This is a genomic window from Fuscovulum ytuae (assembly GCF_029953595.1).
Classification (GTDB): Bacteria; Pseudomonadota; Alphaproteobacteria; order Rhodobacterales; family Rhodobacteraceae; genus Paragemmobacter; species Paragemmobacter ytuae.
Map to the genome: position 1 here is coordinate 1,392,123 of NZ_CP124535.1, position 20,057 is coordinate 1,412,179.

The 20,057-nt window shown below is 63.4% G+C and carries 17 protein-coding genes; 14 read left to right on the top strand and 3 right to left on the bottom strand.

Features of this window, described 5'->3' with window-relative positions; translation table 11 throughout:
- Window positions 1–2: 2 nt before the first annotated feature.
- From bchE to QF092_RS06700, 3 genes are all read right to left on the bottom strand, one after another.
- A complete protein-coding gene (bchE, locus tag QF092_RS06690; RefSeq protein WP_281468788.1) occupies window positions 3–1,658 on the bottom strand; it encodes a magnesium-protoporphyrin IX monomethyl ester anaerobic oxidative cyclase in 1,656 nt (551 codons plus the stop codon).
- Window positions 1,659–1,841: 183 nt separating this feature from the next.
- Window positions 1,842–3,233 carry a transcriptional regulator PpsR gene (ppsR, locus tag QF092_RS06695; protein ID WP_281469816.1) on the bottom strand — a complete coding sequence of 464 codons (1,392 nt, stop codon included), beginning with the start codon at window positions 3,231–3,233 and terminating at the stop codon, window positions 1,842–1,844.
- 70 nt (window positions 3,234–3,303) lie between these two features.
- Complete coding sequence (locus tag QF092_RS06700; RefSeq protein WP_281468790.1) at window positions 3,304–4,095, bottom strand: cobalamin B12-binding domain-containing protein; 792 nt, start codon at window positions 4,093–4,095, stop codon at window positions 3,304–3,306.
- Window positions 4,096–4,406: 311 nt separating this feature from the next.
- On the opposite strand from QF092_RS06700, the gene bchF reads away from it, so the two are divergent.
- The 14 genes from bchF (at window position 4,407) to hemA (ending at window position 20,013) form a co-directional block, all read left to right on the top strand.
- The gene (gene bchF / locus QF092_RS06705) at window positions 4,407–4,928 is read left to right on the top strand and encodes a 2-vinyl bacteriochlorophyllide hydratase (RefSeq protein ID WP_281468792.1); all 522 of its coding nucleotides are present in this window, start codon (window positions 4,407–4,409) and stop codon (window positions 4,926–4,928) included.
- The gene (locus QF092_RS06710; protein ID WP_281468794.1) at window positions 4,925–6,202 is read left to right on the top strand and encodes a ferredoxin:protochlorophyllide reductase (ATP-dependent) subunit N; all 1,278 of its coding nucleotides are present in this window, start codon (window positions 4,925–4,927) and stop codon (window positions 6,200–6,202) included. Before bchF ends, QF092_RS06710 begins: the two co-directional genes overlap by 4 nt.
- Window positions 6,199–7,791: a ferredoxin:protochlorophyllide reductase (ATP-dependent) subunit B gene (gene bchB, locus QF092_RS06715; RefSeq protein WP_281468796.1), complete on the top strand. Its 1,593-nt coding sequence runs from the start codon at window positions 6,199–6,201 to the stop codon at window positions 7,789–7,791. Before QF092_RS06710 ends, bchB begins: the two co-directional genes overlap by 4 nt.
- Window positions 7,781–11,374 (top strand): magnesium chelatase subunit H, encoded by a 3,594-nt coding sequence (locus QF092_RS06720; RefSeq protein WP_281468798.1) that lies wholly within the window; start codon window positions 7,781–7,783, stop codon window positions 11,372–11,374. The genes bchB and QF092_RS06720 overlap by 11 nt, the downstream gene beginning before the upstream one ends.
- 91 nt (window positions 11,375–11,465) lie before the next feature.
- Window positions 11,466–12,368: a ferredoxin:protochlorophyllide reductase (ATP-dependent) iron-sulfur ATP-binding protein gene (gene bchL, locus QF092_RS06725; RefSeq protein WP_281468800.1), complete on the top strand. Its 903-nt coding sequence runs from the start codon at window positions 11,466–11,468 to the stop codon at window positions 12,366–12,368.
- 2 nt (window positions 12,369–12,370) lie between these two features.
- On the top strand, window positions 12,371–13,039 hold the full coding sequence (bchM, locus tag QF092_RS06730; protein WP_281468802.1) for a magnesium protoporphyrin IX methyltransferase: 669 nt from the start codon (window positions 12,371–12,373) through the stop codon (window positions 13,037–13,039).
- A complete protein-coding gene (locus QF092_RS06735; protein ID WP_281468804.1) occupies window positions 13,036–14,481 on the top strand; it encodes a PucC family protein in 1,446 nt (481 codons plus the stop codon). Before bchM ends, QF092_RS06735 begins: the two co-directional genes overlap by 4 nt.
- Before the next feature lie 18 nt (window positions 14,482–14,499).
- Complete coding sequence (gene puhA / locus QF092_RS06740) at window positions 14,500–15,270, top strand: photosynthetic reaction center subunit H (protein WP_281468807.1); 771 nt, start codon at window positions 14,500–14,502, stop codon at window positions 15,268–15,270.
- A 65-nt stretch (window positions 15,271–15,335) separates the two neighbouring features.
- The gene (gene puhB / locus QF092_RS06745; RefSeq protein ID WP_281468810.1) at window positions 15,336–15,977 is read left to right on the top strand and encodes a photosynthetic complex putative assembly protein PuhB; all 642 of its coding nucleotides are present in this window, start codon (window positions 15,336–15,338) and stop codon (window positions 15,975–15,977) included.
- A gap of 11 nt (window positions 15,978–15,988) precedes the next feature.
- Window positions 15,989–16,444 (top strand): photosynthetic complex assembly protein PuhC, encoded by a 456-nt coding sequence (gene puhC, locus QF092_RS06750; RefSeq protein WP_281468812.1) that lies wholly within the window; start codon window positions 15,989–15,991, stop codon window positions 16,442–16,444.
- 12 nt (window positions 16,445–16,456) lie between these two features.
- Window positions 16,457–16,753, top strand: a complete 297-nt coding sequence (locus QF092_RS06755; RefSeq protein ID WP_281468813.1) for a hypothetical protein — start codon at window positions 16,457–16,459, stop codon at window positions 16,751–16,753.
- A 53-nt stretch (window positions 16,754–16,806) separates the two neighbouring features.
- Window positions 16,807–17,859 carry a magnesium-protoporphyrin IX monomethyl ester (oxidative) cyclase gene (acsF, locus tag QF092_RS06760; protein WP_281469818.1) on the top strand — a complete coding sequence of 351 codons (1,053 nt, stop codon included), beginning with the start codon at window positions 16,807–16,809 and terminating at the stop codon, window positions 17,857–17,859.
- A gap of 100 nt (window positions 17,860–17,959) precedes the next feature.
- Window positions 17,960–18,796, top strand: a complete 837-nt coding sequence (gene puhE / locus QF092_RS06765; RefSeq protein ID WP_281468815.1) for a putative photosynthetic complex assembly protein PuhE — start codon at window positions 17,960–17,962, stop codon at window positions 18,794–18,796.
- 5 nt (window positions 18,797–18,801) lie between these two features.
- Window positions 18,802–20,013 (top strand): 5-aminolevulinate synthase, encoded by a 1,212-nt coding sequence (gene hemA / locus QF092_RS06770; RefSeq protein ID WP_281468817.1) that lies wholly within the window; start codon window positions 18,802–18,804, stop codon window positions 20,011–20,013.
- Window positions 20,014–20,057: the final 44 nt, after the last annotated feature.

Below are 20,057 nucleotides of genomic sequence, written 5' to 3' on the forward strand. Positions count from 1 at the left end.
CCTCAGGCCTCCTCGCCCATCTGCTCCTTGCCGCCGCCGCAGGCCGCGACTTCGGGCATCTTGAAGGCGCGCCGCTCCTCGGCCCGCTCGGCCATCTGCGCCTTGACCGCCGCACGCCGCTCCGCTGCCTTTGCCGCGCGGTCGGCGCTTGCTTCCCAATCCGCCATCTGGGCATCCGCGATGGTCCGCGTCTCGTCGAAATGGAAATCCACCTTGCCCTTGGTCTGCGGCCCCCAATAGCCCGCCTTGCCAAGGTCATAGAAGGTGCGCCCCACCCCGGCCTTCAGAAAGGCCTTCAGGCAACCAAGCAGGTACCGCCGCCGGAACCCCGTCCCCCGCCACGGGTAATGAAACAGCGCCTTTCTCATGTAGAAACGGCGGTAATTCTTCATCACCCCGTCCAAAAGTTCCCCCCGCGTCAGCGCCGCAGGCTTCATGATGGGCGTCACGAAATTGTATTTCGAATAGTCGAAGACCTCGACCTGATCGCGGATTTCCTGAAACAGGGGCGTGAATGGCCAAGGCGTATACATCGACCAATTGGCCAGATCGGGCTGCCAATCCCACGCCATCTGGAAGGTTTCTTCCAGCGTCTCTTTCGTCTCGTTGTCCAAGCCCACGATGAACTGCGCCTCGACGAAGATATCGGCCTCGCGCAAAAGGCGGATCGCCTCCTTGTTCTCGGCGACTGTGGTTTCCTTGTTGAACATATCCAGCTTCAACTGCGCCGCCGCCTCTGTCCCAAGCGACACATGCACCAGCCCCGCCTCGCGGTAGAATTTCAACAGATCGCGGTCGCGGTAGATATCCGTCACCCGCGTGTTGATCCCCCAGGTCACCCGCTTGTTGAGCCCCCGGTCGATCAACTCCTGACAGAATTCGACGAATTTCTTCTTGTTGATGGTGGGTTCCTCATCGGCAAGGATGAAGAACCCCACCCCGTGATCGGTGACCAACCGCTCGATCTCATCTGCAACCTTTTTCGGATCGCGCACCCGGTAATCGCGCCAGAATTTCCACTGGCTGCAGAAGGAACAGGTAAAGGGGCAGCCCCGCGCCATGTTCGGGATCGCGACCTTCACGCCCAAGGGGACATAGATATATTTCGACCAGTCAAGGATCGACCAATCCGGGTCGATCGCATCCAGGTCCTTCACTGTGCTGGCGGCCTGCGTCGCCACGATCTCATCACCATCGCGGAAGGCCAACCCCTTGATCCGCCGCCGATCCGCAGGCCAGCGCCCATCGCGCACCGCCTCCATCAGCGCGACAAGGATCTCTTCCCCCTCACCCCGGACGATGACATCGACCCATGGCGCCTCTTCCAGCACCTGCCGGAACATGAAGGTGGCATGGATTCCGCCCAGCACCCGCAACGCGTCCGGGCACACCTCTTGCGCGATGCGCAGCGCCTCCTCCGCCTCATAGATGGCGGGTGTGATGGCCGTCAGGCCCACCACATCGGGCTTCAACGCCTTCAGCCGCGCCCGCAATTCTTCGGGCCCGATGTGATGCGTCATCGCATCGATGAAATGGATGTCGTTGAACCCCGCCCGCCGCAGATGGCCCGTCAAATAGGCGACCCAAGCGGGCGGCCAGTTCCCTGCAATCTCGGCTCCGCCGGAATGATAATTCGGATGGACGAAAACGATCCGCATCTTGGCCTCCGCGCAGCTGTCAACTGAAGTTGACAGTTTTCTGACGCAAAACCTTGACACAGGTCAAATCAGACCAAAAACAAATGAAGGGATTGGGAAAAGGCGCAAGCTGGGAAGGGGGGCAAGATGAAAGGAATTCCGCACGGCAACGCCGCCGCAACCAGCCTTCTTCGGGCCAAAGCCCTATTCGCCGTCCTTGTTCAACAGCCCATATTTGCGCAGCTTCACATAAAGCGACTGCCGCGACAGGCTCAGCATCTCGGCCGCTGCCACGCGATTGTTCCGCGTCAGTTCCAGCGCTGTTTCGATGCACATCTTCTCGATCACATCGGTGGTTTCGGCCACGATGTCCTTCAACGTGCTGGACCCCACCAGTTCCATCACATTGCGCACCCCGTCATCGGGTTGCCCGATCGGGCGGCGCAGCGTGTCGGCCCGGCTGGCATCCCGCACCACAAGGGCAAGGATCGGGTTCGGCCGGTCATTCAACCATGTGGCCGAAATCTCCACCGCGATCTGACCCATGAAATCCGTCGTCAGGCGCGTTGCATAAAGCCGCAGTTGCCCGGTGCGTTTGACGTTATCCAGCAAAACCCGCAGGTCCACAGCCCCCCGCGCCAGGAAATCGGTCAAGGACCGCCCCCGCACCGCCGCGATATTGGCCGTATCCGTCAGGTTCAGGAAAGCCTCGTTCGCCGCCCGGATATTGCCATCGCCATCGGCAAAGACGATGCCATCCACGCCTTCATGGTAAAGCCGGGCAAGGCTATCGCCCAATTCATCCGTCGCGGCCATCCCGGCCTCAGACGTGTCAAGCTGGCACAAAAGAACCCGCTCACCCGCCGCACGGAACACCGTCGGCGTGACAAAGACCCGCTTGCCGGACCGTTTCGCCGTCAACTCGATGGGTGCAGAACTTTCCGCCACGGCGATATTGGCAAGGCTTTCCAGAAACTCGCCGCGCCGCCGCCCTTCGAATTCCTGCGCCACCGCCACGCCGATCAACTCGCTCCGCTGGCCACCCAAAAGCTGCGCCGCCGCTGGGTTTATGTCGGTGATCCGCCCCGACCCCATGGCCACCATCAGGATCGGGTCGCGCATCACCTCCATGACCACGCGATAACGCGTGTCCATTTCCCGCTGCGACTCGTAATCCCGTTCCAGCGCCAGTTGCGCCTGCACCAGCTGCTGCTGCACTTCGGCAATGGGGCGCAGATCGCGGCCCAACATGAGGATCGATTCGTCCGACCCAATCCGATGTAGCGAATAGCGCACCGGGAATTCCCAGTTGGACTGATCCGCGTGATTCAACTCTACCGCCACATCGCCGTGACGCGCGCCATGCATCCCGCTGATGCGCGTCTCCAGCTTCTTCAGGCTTTCCGGGGCCAGCACATCCTTCAGATGCGCGCCCTCCCAATCCGTCAACTGCCCAAAGCTGCGATGATGGGGATTGACCAGAACCGAAATGATCCGCCGCGCAGGCGACACCAGAAGGGCAATGTCTGACGCTGTCGCAATAATCTCACTCAAGAGATCTGGCGCGATCAGCGGCAACTTTCCGCCATTCAGCAAATGTCTTCCGTCGGTCGTCACACTCTTTCCGATCCTAGGCCGCCTCTCTCTCTGCGACCACGAAAAAGGGTTAACTCGTTTCCAACTCTGGCAACATTCCCGACGCGACTCCCACCCTTTCAAGGGCGAGTGCAATGTCATTGGTCACCACATCGGCACCGGTCAACCGCACTACGTTTTCATCAGCCTCGGCCAAAGCACCGCCGATGGCCACTTTCAGACGGCCTTTGCTTGCTTCCTTTAGGGTTGTCACAAGTTTCCGGCAAGTTTCAAGCCTGTCTTCACAGGCAATAGAGATTAGCGCGCCATCGAATGCCCGCGACGCCACACAATCGGCCAACTCAGCAAGGCTCGGCGCGATCTTCACCGACACAGATATACCCATCCGGCGCAGCCTTCCGGCCAGAACCATGGCCCCAAGCGTATGCTGCTCGCCTTGCGGCAGCACCAAAAGCAGCGTCGTCGCATCGCAACCACCCGCCATATCGGCCGACCATCCACTGCCGATCTCGCGCAGGATGGCCTGCAAGCGGGCCACGCCCATCGTGACCTGCGCGAAACTCACGCAATCCGCCTCCCAAGCCTCACCCAGCCTGCGCGCCACCTCTGGAATGTAAAGATCGGCCAGCATCACTGCCGATACACGCGCGCGTTTGAGTTCGGGTTTCATCTCTTCGAAAGCCGCCGCATCCATAGACGACACCGCCGCCATAAAGCGCATCACAAGCTCTTCTCGCAAACCAGAACCATCGGCCGCGTCCTTGGCCACAAGCCGCGCAACGACCTCCGCAGCAAAGCGCGAAACACCGCCCTGCGAGCCTTCGGCCAAATGCGCCGACCCCAGATGAACTTCATGCTGCATTTCCGGCTCCCGAACCGCAAGGCACCCCGCATCCACAGATACGAATGCTGCCCAGACGGCTCCTCTTAACTGTCCCCCTTTGGTTCTAGATTGTCAAAGCAAATTGACACCCCCATCCGAAAGAAAAAATTCTTCCCGCGCAAAAACCAAAGGAATAACTAAAAAATCCCATTTTTCAGGCAATTTTTCCAACTTTCAGTCCATGACGCATCGACTCCATTAGCCACCGCATGTATGTAAGTTTTAGTTGACACTTCGCCCCTCCACGCTAACCTTTCCCAGCGAGGAGACGAAAGGAGCGGCGTCTACCGATGCACCCCGGAACAGCCAGAACACCGCGCAAGCGGCTTTACACCGAAGATGAACGCGCAAGACGCGATGCCACCCGCTGGACGCTGGTTCAGGGCCTTCTGGCGCCGGCCCAATTCGTGGCTTTCGCCGTGTCTGTCGTGCTGGTCATCCGCTTTTTGATGACAGGCGATGGCTACACCGCCGCGACCGTCTCGATCATCATCAAGACAGGCTTTCTCTATGTCATCATGGTAACCGGCGCGATCTGGGAGAAAGTCGTTTTCGGCCAATACCTTTTCGCCCCGGCCTTCTTCTGGGAAGACGTGTTTTCCTTCGCCGTCATCGCGCTTCATACCGCCTATCTCTGGGCGCTCTGGACGGGCGCCCTGACGCCCACGGAACAGATGTTCCTCGCGCTTGCCGCCTATGCCACCTACGTCGTCAATGCGGGCCAGTTCCTGTGGAAACTGCGCATGGCGCGGCTGGATGCCGAGGCTGAGGCCATCGAAGAAAACCGCCAAATGGCCGAGGTGGTGGTATGAGCCTCGATCTTCCCTCCACCGGCTGCCGCTCCACCCCCGTCCTCAAGGAACGTGGCCAGCGCGAGGTGTTTTGCGGCCTGACGGGAATCATCTGGCTCCACCGCAAGATGCAGGATGCCTTCTTCCTCGTCGTTGGCTCCCGCACCTGCGCACATCTTCTGCAGGCCGCCGCCGGCGTCATGATCTTTGCCGAACCCCGTTTCGGCACCGCGATCCTCGAAGAAAAGGATCTTGCCGGTCTTGCCGATGCCAATGCCGAACTTGACCGCGAAGTGGCCCGGCTTCTGGCCCGCCGTCCCGACATCAAGCAGCTTTTCCTCGTCGGCTCCTGCCCGTCCGAGGTCATCAAGCTCGACCTCGCCCGCGCGGCCGAACGGCTCTCGGCCGTCCACGCACCGCATGTGCGCGTCTACAATTACTCCGGCTCGGGCATCGAGACGACCTTCACCCAAGGCGAAGACGCCTGCCTTGCCGCCATGGTCCCAACGCTTCCCGCCACGACGGCGCGCGAACTTCTGATCGTGGGTGCCATGCCGGATGTCGTCGAAGACCAGTGCCTATCCTTGCTGGCGCAACTCGGCATCGGCCCGGTCCGCATGCTGCCCGCCCATCGCGCAAGCGACCTGCCCGCCGTGGGCGGCAACACCGTGTTCGCCCTCGTCCAACCCTTCTTGGGCGACACCCATGCCGCCCTTACCCGGCGCGGCGCGCGGCACCTGCCGGCCCCCTTCCCCTTTGGCGAAGAGGGCACCACCGCATGGCTGCGCGCCATCGCGGATGAATTCGGCGTCAGCCGCGACCTCTTCGAACAGGTCACCGCCGCCCCCCGCGCCCGCGCCCAAAAGGCCATCGCCACCCAATCGGTAGAGCTGCGCGGCAAATCGGTCTTCTTCTTCCCCGACAGCCAGTTGGAGATTCCCCTCGCCCGCTTCCTCACCCGCGAATGCGGCATGACGGCGATCGAGGTGGGCACCCCCTATCTGCATGAAGGCCTCGTCGGACCCGACCTCGACCTTCTGCCGCAGGGCCCGGTCATTTCCGAAGGCCAAGACGTGGACAAGCAGCTTGACCGTCAGCGGGCCGCCCGGCCCGACCTGACGGTCTGCGGCCTCGGCCTGGCCAACCCGCTGGAGGCCGAAGGTTTCTCCACCAAATGGGCCATCGAACTCGTCTTCACACCGGTGCATTTCTACGAACAGGCGGGCGACCTCGCCGGACTGTTCAGCCGCCCCCTCCGTCGCAAGGCCCTTCTGCAAAAGGAGGCTGCGGAATGAAACTCACGCTTTGGACATATGAAGGCCCGCCCCATGTGGGGGCGATGCGCGTCGCGACCGGCATGACCGGGCTGCACTATGTGCTGCACGCCCCGCAGGGCGACACCTATGCCGACCTTCTCTTCACCATGATCGAACGGCGCAATCACCGCCCTCCGGTCACCTTCACCACCTTTCAGGCGCGCGATCTGGGCGCGGATACCGCCAACCTCTTCAAGGACAGCGCCCGCGACGCCTATGCCCGCTTCCAACCGCAAGCGATGATCGTCGGTGCCTCCTGCACCGCCGAACTGATCCAGGACGATCCCGGCGGTCTGGCCGAGGCACTCGGCCTGCCCATCCCCGTCATCCCGCTCGAACTCCCCTCCTACCAGCGGAAAGAGAATTTCGGCGCGGACGAAACCTTCTTCCAGATCGTCAAGGCATTGGCCAAACCAATGCCCCGGACCGAGGCCATCACCTGCAATATCCTCGGTGCAACCGCGCTTGGCTTCCGTCACCGCGATGACGTGGCCGAGGTGACGAAACTCCTCAACCTCATGGGCATCACGGTCAACGTGGCCGCCCCCATGGGCGCCTCGCCTGCCGATATCGCCCGCATGGGTCAGGCGCATTTCAATGTGCTTCTCTACCCCGAAACCGGCGAAACCGCCGCGCGCCACCTCGAACGCGTATGCGGCCAGCCCTACACCAAGATCGTTCCCATCGGCGTCGGCGCCACGCGCGATTTCCTGCATGAAGTCAGCGGGATAACGGGTCTTTCTGCGAAAGTGGACGAATCCGGCCTGCGCCTGCCCTGGTGGTCGGCCAGCGTCGACTCGACCTATCTCACCGGCAAGCGCGTCTATATCTTCGGCGACGCCACCCATGTGATGGCCGCCGCCCGCATCGCAGCCACCGAAATCGGGTTCGAGGTCTGCGGCATGGGCTGCTTCAACCGCGAATTCGCAAGGCCCCTACGCGCCGTTGCCAAGGCCTACGGCGTCGACCCCCTCATCACCGACGACTACCTAGAGGTCGAGGCCGAAATCGCCCGCCTGCAACCCGAACTGATCCTCGGCACGCAGATGGAACGCCATATCGGCAAGCGTCTGGGCATCCCCTGCGCCGTCATCTCTGCTCCCGTCCATGTGCAGGACTTCCCCGCCCGCTATTCGCCCCAGATGGGGTTCGAAGGCGCGAATGTGATCTTCGACACATGGATCCACCCCCTTGTGATGGGGCTGGAAGAACATCTCCTGACAATGTTCCGCGAGGATTTCGAATTCCACGACGAAGCCGGGGCCAGCCATCACGGCGGCAAGGCCGTGGCGCGCACGGATGCCGAAGAGCCGGGGGTTTCACCCCCCCAGACCCCCGTCGCGCAATTGGATCAAGATGAAGGGACGAAGGCTTCCGAAGGGATTCCCGTCGTCACCCCCTCGGGCGAGGTGATCTGGCTGCCCGATGCCGAACGCGAATTGAAAAAGATCCCCTTCTTCGTCCGCGGCAAGGCCAAGCGCAACACCGAGAAATACGCCGCCGACCGTGGCGTGACCAAGATCAGCGTCGACACCCTTTACGAAGCCAAGGCCCATTATGCGCGATGACAGCTTTACATCGCCGGACAAGAAAACGGCGCCGCATCGCGGCGACGGGGTCTATCGTTTTGTGATCGTCACCCTTGACGCCCATGCCGCAGGCCCTGCCGCCCGCGTGGCCCCGGCGCTCGCCAAGGATTTCCCCGGCATCGAAGTGTCGATCCACGCCGCCGCCGAATGGGCCGAAAACCCCGCCGCGCTGGCGCGTGCCCGTGCCGCGATCCGCGCTGCCGATATCGTGGTGGCGAACCTTCTTTTCATCGAAGAACATATCACCGCCGTCATCGAAGACCTGCGCGCCGTGCGCGACGGGCTTGATGCCTTCGTCGGTGTTATCGCCGATCCGCAGATCGTCAAACTCACCCGCATGGGCGATCTCGACATGGCGAAACCCGCCTCGGCAGCCATGCAACTTCTGAAGAAGCTGCGCGGCTCTGGTGCGCCGTCGGGCTCGTCAGGCGAAAAGCAGATGAAGATCCTGCGCCGCCTGCCAAAGATCCTGCGCTTCCTGCCCGGCAAGGCGCAGGACCTGCGCGCCTGGTTCCTGTCCATGCAATACTGGCTGGGCGGGTCCGACGACAATATCGAACAGATGATCCGCTTCCTCGTTTCGCGCTATTCGGCGAATCGCGATTGGAAGGCGGTCTCGGCCAAACCCCCGGTCGACTACCCGGATGTCGGGCTTTACCACCCCGACCTTCCGGCCCGTATCACCACCAATGTGGCGGACCTCCCCCGCCCGGTGGGCGCGGTGTCGACTGTGGGCCTTCTCATGCTGCGGTCCTATATCCTTGCCTCCGATACCGCCCATTACGACGCGGTCATTCGGGCGTTCGAGGCGAGGGGCATCGCCGTCCTTCCCGCCTTTGCAGGCGGCCTCGACGGCCGCCCCGCGATCGACGCCTTCTTCAAGGGACGCTGCGATGCGATGGTGTCGCTGACGGGCTTCTCCCTCGTTGGCGGCCCCGCCTATAACGACAGCCCCGCCGCCGTCGCCGCCCTCGAAGACCTCGATATTCCCTATATCGCCGCCCATCCTCTGGAATTCCAGACGCTCGGCCAATGGGGCGCTTCGGGCGGCGGGCTTGGCCCGGTCGAAACCACCATGCTCATCGCCCTGCCCGAAATTGACGGCGCGACCAATCCCACCGTCTTTGCAGGTCGCCACGATCTGAACGGCTGCGCAGGCTGCTACAACAAATGCCAAGCCGCCAGCGCCGAGGCCATCACCACCCGCGCCATGGCCCCCTGCCATGAACGCATCACCGCGCTGGCCGACAAGACCGCCCGTCTTGCCGCCCTGCGCCGTTCGCAGGTGGCCGAACGCAAGGTGGGCATCGTTCTATACGGCTTCCCGCCGAACGCAGGGGCCGCAGGCACCGCCGCCTATCTCGGCGTTTTCGAAAGCCTGTTCAACACGCTCCACGCCATGGCGGCAGAAGGCTATGACCTCACGCCCCCCGCCAGGCTGGATGATCTGCGCGAAGCGGTTATGGGTGGCTCGGCCCGCATCTATGGCCAGCCCGCAAATGTCCACACCATCATCCCCGCCGCCGAAGTGGTGGCAAAGACACGCTGGCTGTCGGATGTCGAACGGGTCTGGGGCCCTGCTCCCGGCAGGCTGCAGACCGATGGGCGCGGCGTCATGGTGTTGGGTGCCCAATTCGGCAAGGTCTTTGTCGGCCTGCAGCCCGTCTTCGGCTATGAGGGCGACCCGATGCGCCTTCTCTTCGAAAAGGGCTTCGCACCGACCCACGCCATGATGACCTTCTACCGCTGGCTGCGCGACGATTTCGGTGCCGACGTTCTTTTGCATTTCGGCATGCATGGCGCGCTGGAATTCCTGCCGGGCAAACAGGCTGGCGTGTCGGAAACCTGCTGGCCTGATCGCCTGATCGGCAACATGCCCAACGTCTACCTCTACGCCTCCAACAACCCGTCCGAGGCGACTTTGGCCAAGCGGCGCTCCAACGCGGTGACGATCACCCACCTGACCCCGCCCTTGGCGCAGTCCGGCCTCTACAAGGGCTTGCAGGACCTCAAGGATTCCCTCTCCCGCTGGCGCGCGGCGTCCGATGACGCACCCGACCGCGCCGACCTGTGGGAGTTGATCGTCGAACAGGCCCGCACCGTGGACCTTGATCCGACCGATCCCAACCAGCTTTGGGTCAAGCTTCTGGAAACCGAAGGCGCACTCATCCCCGACGGCCTGCATGTCCTGGGCCGCCCGATGGGCCCGCAGGAACGCCGCGACTATATCGACCTGATCGGCGCGACGGGGGCCGAGGCGGATGCGCTGGATGCCAAGCTTCAGGCCCAGACCGAAATCCCGGCCATCCTGCGCGCGCTTGGGGGCCATTTCACCAGCCCCGTTCCGGGCGGTGACCTGATCCGGTCCACGGATATCCTGCCCACGGGCCGCAACATCCATGCTTTCGACCCGTTCCGCATGCCCACGGCCTTTGCGCTGAAAGACGGCGCGCAACAGGCCCAGCGCCTGCTCGATACCCATCCGACCCTGCCGCGCAGCGTGGCCCTTGTCCTTTGGGGATCGGACAATATCAAATCCGACGGCGGCCCGCTGTCCCAAGCCCTCGCCCTGATGGGCGCAAAGCCCCGCTTCGACCATTACGGCCGCCTCTGTGGCGCGGACCTGATCCCGCTTGCCGAATTGGGCCGCCCCCGGATCGATGTGGTGATGACGCTCTCGGGCATCTTCCGCGACCTCCTACCCCTGCAAACCCGCATGTTGGCCGAGGCCGCCTACAAGGCCGCCGTGGCCGAGGAACCGCTTTCGCAGAACTTCATCCGCGCCCATGCGCTGGCCTATGCCGATGAGATGGGGGTGGATATGGAAACCGCCTCCCTGCGCGTCTTCTCCAATGCCGAAGGGGCCTATGGGTCCAACGTCAACGTCATGGTCGGCTCCTCGGCCTTCGGTGAAGAAGACGAACTCGCCGACGCCTATGAGAACCGCAAATCCTTTGCCTATGGCCGCAATGGCAAACCCGTCCAGAACGCGGCCCTTCTGCAAAAGACACTCAAGGATGTCGACCTCGCCTATCAGAACCTTGAATCGGTGGAACTGGGCGTCACAACGGTGGACCAGTATTTCGACACGCTGGGCGGCATTGCCCGCGCCGTCAAACGCGCGCGCGGCGGGGCCGAAACCCCGATCTATATCGGCGACCAGACCCGCGGTGGCGGTACGGTCCGCACGCTCAAGGATCAGATCGCGCTGGAAACCCGGTCGCGCAGCCTGAATCCCAAGTATTTCGAAGGCCTCCTGCGCCATGGCGCCGAAGGCGTGCGGCAGATCGAGGCGCAGGTATCGAACACCTTCGGCTGGTCCGCCACCACCGCGCAGGTCGACCCGTGGGTCTATCAGCGCCTGTCGGAAACCTTCGTGCTGGACGAGGCGATGCGCCGCCGTCTGGCCGCCCTCAACCCCGAAGCCTCCTCCCGCATGGCCCAGCGCCTGCTTGAGGCATCGGATCGCAACTATTGGCAACCCGATGCCGACACGCTCGCCGCGCTGCAACGCGCCGCGGATGAGCTTGAGGATCGGCTGGAAGGGATCGCGGCGGAATGACCCAAACGCGCGCCCAGCGACACCGGCAGAGCGGGGGGCCAGCCCCCCGCACCCCCCGGAGTATTTCTGCCAAGATGAAGGAGCAGACCGCATGAGCCCGAGAGACGAAATCCCCCTGCTGAGAGGCTTGGATGGCGAAGGTTCGGTGCAGGTGCATCAGGACGCCGCGCTTAAGATCGAAGGGGCCAAGGTCTTTTCCGTCTATGGCAAGGGCGGGATCGGCAAATCAACAACCTCTTCGAACCTGTCGGCGGCCTTTTCCGTGATGGGAAAACGCGTGCTGCAAATCGGCTGCGACCCGAAACATGACAGCACCTTCACGCTGACGGGCCGCCTGCAACCCACGGTGATCGACATCCTGAAAGAGGTCGATTTCCATTCCGAGGAACTGCGCCCCGAGGATTACGTCGCCACTGGCTGGAACGGCGTGAAATGCGTCGAGGCCGGCGGTCCCCCGGCAGGCACGGGTTGCGGCGGCTATGTCGTGGGCCAGACGGTGAAACTGCTGAAGCAGCACCACCTGCTGGAAGACACCGATGTGGTGATCTTCGACGTGCTGGGCGATGTGGTCTGCGGCGGTTTTGCCGCCCCTTTGCAACATGCCGACCGCGCCGTGATCGTCACCGCCAACGACTTTGACAGCATCTATGCGATGAACCGCATCATCGCCGCCGTTCAGGCCAAGTCGGGCAATTACAAGGTCCAGCTTGCAGGCTGCGTCGCCAACCGCTCGCGCGAGACGGATGAGGTAGACCGCTACTGCGCCCGCGTCGGCTTCAACCGCCTCGCCCATATGCCCGATATCGACGCCATCCGCCGCTCGCGCCTGAAGAAAAAGACGCTGTTCGAGATGGATGACGAACAGGACATCGTCACCGCCCGCGCCGAGTATCTGCGGCTGGCCGAAACGCTCTGGCGGTCCGTGGGCGGCCCCGGATCGACCCCCGATCCCCTGCCCGACCGCGACATTTTTGAACTTCTGGGATTTGACTGAGAATGCAGGACTATTCCGCCACGCTCTCTCGCGTCGAAGACTATTTCGACCGCAGCGCCACCAAGGTGTGGGAGCGCCTGACCTCTGACGCACCCGTCAGCCGCATCCGCCAGACCGTCCGCGAAGGCCGCGACCGGATGCGCGCCATCATGCTGTCGCGCCTGCCCGCCGATCTGAAGGGCGCGCGCGTTCTGGATGCGGGCTGCGGCACGGGGCTGATGACGGCGGAACTTGCCGCGCGCGGCGCGGATGTGGTGGCAGTGGACATCTCGCCCCAGCTCATCGCCATTGCCGAACAACGGCTGACCGAAGACCTGCGCCCCCGCGTCACCTTCGCCGCTGGCGACATGACCAGCACCGCGCATGGCCATTTCGACTTTGTCATGGCGATGGACAGCCTGATCTACTACCGCACCCCCGATATCGCGACGGCGCTGCGCAAGCTGGCCGACCGCACGGCGGGACATATCACCTTCACCGTGGCCCCGCGCACGCCCTTCCTGATGACCTTCTTCACCATCGGCAAGGCCTTCCCGCGCGCCGACCGTTCCCCCACCATGATCCCGCAAGATTGGCGCGCCATCGCCCGCCACACGGGCGGCGCGGTGGCCCGCGTCGAACGGGTCAGCCGCGGCTTCTACATTTCCGAATGTCTGGAGTATCGCGCATGATCCTCCGCAAGAAAGACCTGCAGAAATTCACCGCCAATTGGCTGCCCTTCGCCGATGTGGCCTCGGAAAGCCTACCGCTCGCGCAGCTTTTGCGCCTGTCGCTGTTTCAGGTGTCAGTTGGCATGGCGCAGGTTCTGCTCCTTGGCACGCTGAACCGGGTGATGATCGTGGAACTGTCGGTTCCCGCCATGATCGTGGCGGCGATGATCGCCATCCCGGTCCTTGTCGCGCCCTTCCGCGCGCTTCTGGGTCACCGCTCCGACACCCACCGCTCTGCCCTTGGCTGGAAGCGGGTGCCCTATCTCTGGTTCGGCTCGCTCTGGCAGATGGGGGGGCTCGCCGTCATGCCCTTCGCCCTTTTGGTCCTATCGGGCGACCGCACCTTCGAAGTGCCCTATGCCGGCGAAATCCTTGCCGCCATCGCCTTCCTGATGACCGGCCTCGGCATGCATATGACCCAGACGGCGGGGCTTGCTTTGGCCTCTGATCGGGCGACCGATGACACCCGCCCCCGCGTCGTGGCCCTCCTCTACGTGGCAAACCTTCTGGGCATGGGGGTTTCCGCGCTGGCCATTGGCTGGCTCTTGCAGAACTTCGACCCGCTCACGCTGGTCAAGGTGGTGCAGGGCTGCGGTCTTGCCACCCTGATCCTTAACCTCATCGCGCTGTGGAAGCAGGAACGCTTCCGCCCCATGTCAAAGGCCGAGCGTGAAGAACCCCGCGCCCGCTTTTCCGACGCTTGGGCCGATCTGATGGCAGGTGGCACTGCAGGTCGTCTGCTGGTCGTGGTCGTCCTCGGCACGCTGGGCTTTGCAATGCAGGACGTGCTGCTGGAACCCTATGGCGGCGAAATCCTCGGCCTGTCCGTGTCGCAGACCACCTTCCTCACCGCCATGTCGGCGGCGGGGGCGCTCACCGGCTTCCTGCTTGCCGCCCGCTGGCTGGCGCGCAAGGTCGATCCCTACCGCCTAGCCGCACGTGGCATCCTTGCGGGCATCGCCGCCTTCTCGGCGGTGATCTTCGCGGCCCCCCTTCATTCCACCGCGCTTTTCTTTGCGGGCGCGGGCCTCATCGGCTTTGGCGGCGGCCTCTTCGCCATCGCCACCCTGACCGTCGCGATGACGATGCCGGTGGGCAGCCTCGCCGGCGCGGGCATCGCCCTTGGCGCCTGGGGCGCGGCACAGGCCACCGCGCAGGGCCTGTCGATCTTCATGGGCGGCACGATCCGCGACGTGGTGGGCCATCTGGCCACGTCCGGTGCTCTTGGTGCCGGACTGGCCGACCCGGCGATGGGCTATTCCTTCGTCTATCACCTCGAAATCGGGCTGCTCTTTGCAACCCTTGCCGCCCTCGGACCGATGGTCCGGCTGCGCCCCCTTCTCGACCCGAACGACAAGACCTCCGGCGATACGCGCCTGCGCCTCGCCGAATTCCCAACCTGACCCCGGAGGACCACGAACATGGTAGGTGTCAACTTCTTTGGAAACTTCGATCTGGCAAGCCTGTCGATCTGGCTCTTCTGGGCCTTCTTCGCGCTGCTGATCTACTATCTGCAAACCGAAAACATGCGTGAAGGCTACCCGCTGGAACTTGAGGACGGCTCGCCCGCCCCGAACCAAGGGCCCTTCCCGGTGCCAAAGCCCAAGACCTTCAAACTGCCGCATGGCAAGGGTGAGGTGACAGTGCCGTCCACCGCCAACGAAGCGGCCCACCGCCGCAGCGATCTGGCACTGGCCCGTACCGCCGTCTCCGAAGGCTTCCCCCACGCCCCGACCGGCAATCCGCTGGCCGATGGCGTCGGCCCCGCCTCTTGGGTGCCGCGCCGCGACGAGCCGGAACTTGACGGCCACGGCCATGCCAAGATCGTCCCGATGGGGCAGGCCAAGGGCTTCGTCATCAGCGCCGGGCGCGACCCGCGCGGCCTGCCGGTGCAAGCCGCCGATCTCGAAGTCGTGGGCCGCGTCTCCGACATGTGGGTCGACGCCCCCGAACAGCTCGTCCGCTATCTGGAGATCGAACTGAACGATGGTGGCAAGCGCCTTGTGCCGATGATGCTCGCGCGGATCTGGCCGGACCGCGTCCGCGTCCGCGCGCTGGCCTCGGACAGCTTTGCAGGCATCCCGCAGACCAAATCCCTCACCACCGTGACGAAACTCGAAGAAGACAAGATCTCGGGCTACGTCGCGGGTGGCTGGATGTACGACGCAGCCAAGCGCAAGCACGGCTACTGACGCAAAGGGGGGCGGCCTGCGCCCGGGCCGCCCCGTCTTACCTCAGCTTACGGAGGGTCTGAACGATGTCAGACCATGATGATTTCGCCTTCGATGTGGCCCCGGGCATTCCCGCGCCACTCCCCAAAGGGGAAGAGGTCCTCTGGCAGGGCCGCCCCGACACCTCGGCCCTTGCGCGCGAGGCTTTTAAGATCCGCTGGATCGCCGCCTATATGGCGCTGATCGTGCTCTGGAAGGCGGGTGCCGGCTTTGTCGATGGCGGTCTCGCCCTCGCCTTGCTGCGCGGCCTGCCCTATGCCGTCCTTGCCCTTGCCGCCGTTGCGGTGGTCTGGCTTCTCGCTTGGGCACAGGCGCGGGCGACGGTCTATACCGTCACCTCGGCCCGCGTCCTTATGAAGATCGGCGCCGCGCTTTCGGTCACCTACAACATCCCCTTCGCGCAAGTTGCCACGGCGCGGCTGGACCTGAAATCCAAAGGTACCGGCACCATCGCGCTGGAAACCATGGGCGACACGCGTCTGGCCTTTCTGGCGCTCTGGCCGCATCTGCGCCCCGGCCGCCTGAAACGCACCGAACCCGCCCTGCGCTGCATCCCCGATGCCGAACGGGTGGCCAGACTACTGGCCGAGGCCGCCGAGGCCCGCCTTGCCATGCCTGTCATCACCCGTGCCGATCCGGCGATGGGCGATGCCGTGGCTGCGGAATGAAAGGGACGATCATGCAAACCCGTCAACCCGCCCTGCACAACCAAAAGGCCGAGATGATCCCCACCGCCCTCCTGCGCGCCATGTTCGCGCTGGCAGTGGTCACGCTCGCCATCACCACGGCTGCCGTGGTGTCAGGTCGCCCCACCGTCGGCCAGCCCAAGGCCGCCGATGTGGTCGAAACCCGCGCGATCATCCTCGAAGGCCTTGATGCCCAGGCCGTCAAGGTTCTGAACCCTGATGGCACCCTTCTGGCCGACCTGCCGCATGGCGGCTTCATCACCGTCATCCAGAACGCCATGGCGCGCGAGCGTCTCACCCACCGGGTCGAAGGGAACCCACCCGTCAACATCGTCCGCTACGCCAATGGCCGCCTCGTCGCCGAAGACCCGACCACGGGTTGGAGCGCCGAACTTTACGCCTTTGGTGCCGACAACAAAGCCGCGTTTGAACGGCTGCTTGATCAATAAGGGAACCGAAAAATGGGACTTCTAACACGCCAGAAAGAACAGGTGCCTTGCACCGTCGAAGTAAGTCATCGTTTCGAAAGCCTGCACGCCCACGTGCGTTTCAACAACGGCGCCGTGGTCCACCCCGGTGACGAGGTTCTTGTCCACGGCACGCCCGTCATGGCGGCCTATGGCGAGGTCGTCATCGAAGACCGCACCGCCACGATCACCCGCGCAAGCTGGCTAGAACGCCAATGGACCCGTCTGACGGGCGACTTGGAATTCATGGAGCTTTGCGAATTTTCCTTCTCCGAAGAGGTGACGCTGTGAACGCCCATACCCAACCGCAGCACGACACCACCCACGGCGAGCTGCACGCCGAAATGGCCGATGCCTTCGACACCACCGCGATGGCGACCGAAACCACGCTTCTCAACCCGCGCTTTTACACCACCGATTTCGACGAGATGGACCGCATCGACGTCACGCCTGTCCGCGCGGAATGGGACAAGCTTCTGGGTCAGATGAAATCCGACCCGAACAAGGGACACTTCAAGAAGAACGCTGATTGGGACACGGTCGATTGGCAGGGCATGGACCCCGCCCTTCGCGCCGAATTCATCGACTTCCTTGTCTCCTCCTGCACCGCCGAATTCTCCGGCTGCGTGCTTTACAAGGAAATGAAACGCCGCGGCTCCAACCCCGATATCTGCGAGCTGTTCAGCTATATGTCCCGCGACGAGGCCCGTCATGCAGGCTTTATCAACGATGCCCTGCGCGAGGCCGGCGTGGCCGTCAACTTGGGCTTTCTGACCAAGGCCAAGAAATACACCTACTTCCGGCCCAAGTTCATCTACTACGCCACCTACCTTTCGGAAAAGATCGGCTACGCCCGCTACATCACCATCTATCGGCACCTCGAGGCGCATCCCGAACAGCGCTTCCATCCGATCTTCAAGTGGTTCAAGGAATGGTGCAACGACGAGTTCAGCCATGGTGAGGCCTTCGCGCTTCTGATGCGCACCGACCCCGCGCTGACCCAGTCCTTCGCGAACAAGCTCTGGATCCGCTTCTTCCTGACCGCCGTCTATTCCACCATGTGGGTGCGCGATCATGCCCGCGTCGATTTCCACAACGCCCTCGGCGTCGATATCGACTGGTATGACCAAGAGGTCTACCGCAAGACCTCCATCATCGCGCGGCAGGTCTTCCCGGTAGAGCTTGACATCGACCACCCGCGCTGGATCCCAGGCCTGCGCCGCATGGATCAGGCCATGCGCGACATGGACGCGGCAAAGCGCAAGGGCGGCATCGCCGGATGGATCGGGCACAAGACCGCCTCCGCCCGCGCGGCGCTGGCCTTCGCGGGCCTCTACCTGATCCCGGTCAAACACATGACGCCCCCGGCCAATGTCCGGCTGGAGCCGTCCTTTTGACCCCTAATCTTGCATATCGCTGCGAAAGCGGCGGTTGCGGCGGCGGGATGGGCGCGTCCCACCGCCCGGCGCGGTCCCCCTCAGAAGGGGGGGGCCGCGCATGAATACCCCGTGGATCGCAGCCGTCGCGGCCCTGTTCCTATGGTGGTTTTCCACTGGCATCATCCTGTGGCGCGTCAAACGCGCCGATCAGGAAGGCCGCGACGCCCATTTGTGGAGTGTGATCCTCGGCCTGCCCCTTCTCCTCGGCGGCTTCGTCGCGCTGCGCCACACGCTTCAAGATGATACCGCCATCGGGGCCTTCACCGCCTTCGTGGCCGCGCTCGCGATCTGGGGCTGGCTGGAGCTGGCCTTCCTGTCAGGCATCATCGCAGGGCCGAATACGGCCCCCTGCCCGCCCTATGCGCCCCTGTGGGAACGGTTCATCCGCGCCGTGGGCACGATCCTGTGGCACGAGCTTGCCCTTATGGGCACCCTCGGCGTCATCGCCCAGATCAGCGAAGGCGCCACCAACCGCTTCGCCCTTTGGACCTTCGCCATCCTCTTCTTCGCGCGCATCTCGGCCAAGCTGAACCTCTTCTTCGGCGTCCCGCGCATCCATACCGAATTTCTGCCTCGGCCTCTCGCGCATCTGGCCAGCCATTTCCGCCGGGCCTCGATGAACGCATTCTTCCCGGCCTCAATCACCGCGCTCTCCTTCGCCGTGGCCTGTTTCCTTGAACGGCTCTGGTCCGCCCAGACCGAAGGTCAGGTGATCGGCTATACCCTTCTCTCCGCCCTGACCCTGCTCGCCCTCCTTGAACACTGGTTCATGGTGGTGCCGCTGCCCGATCAGAAACTCTGGCGCTGGATGCTTCCTGCCCAGCGCCCCGACCTGACCACCGCTAAGACAACGGGCCTCACAAGACCCGACCAGCCACTGACAGTGAGGAAATAATCCCCATGGACTTCGACGCAATCTTCCAAGACCAGCTCGACACGCTCAAGGCCGAAGGCAATTACCGCGTTTTCGCCGATCTCGAACGTCGCTGCGGGTCTTTCCCCAAGGCCGCCAACCACAAGGACGGCAAGGTGCGCGATGTCACCGTCTGGTGCTCGAATGACTATCTCGGCATGGGGCAGAACGAAACCGTGGTGAAGGCAATGGTCGAGGCGGTGCAAACCTGCGGCACAGGTGCAGGCGGTACGCGCAACATCTCGGGCACCAACCACCACCACCTGCTTCTCGAACACGAACTCGCCGACCTGCACGGCAAAGAGGCCGCCCTTCTCTTCACCTCGGGCTATGTCTCCAACTGGGCCGCGCTCTCCACCCTCGGCGCACGCATCCCCAACGCGGTCATCCTGTCGGATGAAAAGAACCACGCCTCCATGATCGAAGGCATCCGCCATTCCCGCGCCGACAAGGTGCTGTGGAAGCACAACGATTGGCGCGACCTTGACCGCAAGCTGCATGCCGTGGGTGACCGACCCAAGGTCGTGGCCTTTGAGTCCGTCTATTCCATGGATGGCGACATCGCACCCATCCGCGAGATCGTCGAGGTCTGCGAAGCCCATGGCGCGCTGTCCTATATCGACGAGGTGCATGCCGTGGGCATGTACGGCCCCCATGGCGGCGGCGTGACGGAAGAGTTGGGCCTCGCCCATCGCATCGATCTGATCGAAGGCACGCTGGGCAAGGCCTTCGGCTGCGTCGGCGGCTATATCACAGGCTCTGCCGCGCTGTGCGACTTTGTCCGCAGCTTTGCCTCCGGCTTCATCTTCACCACCGCCCTGCCCCCTGCCGTGGCCGCCGCTGCCGCCGCCTCCATCCGCCACCTGAAACAATCCGATGAAGAACGGCGCATGCAAAAGGCCAATGTCGCCAAACTCCGCGCGCGGCTGGATCGGGCGGGCATCCCGCACATGGCCAATGACAGCCACATCATCCCCGTGATGATCGGCGATCCGGTGAAATGCCGGATGGTGTCGAACATCCTGATGGATGACTGGGGCATCTATGTGCAGCCGATCAACTACCCCACGGTTCCGAAAGGAACCGAACGGCTCCGCATCACCCCCGGCCCGCTGCATTCCGACGCCGATATCGACCATCTGGTGACGGCGCTTTCGTCTCTTTGGCAGCGCTGCGCCGTGGCGCATGCCGTGGCATAGGCGGAAATCATCACAACTTCTTCACGAACACTTGCCAGACAATG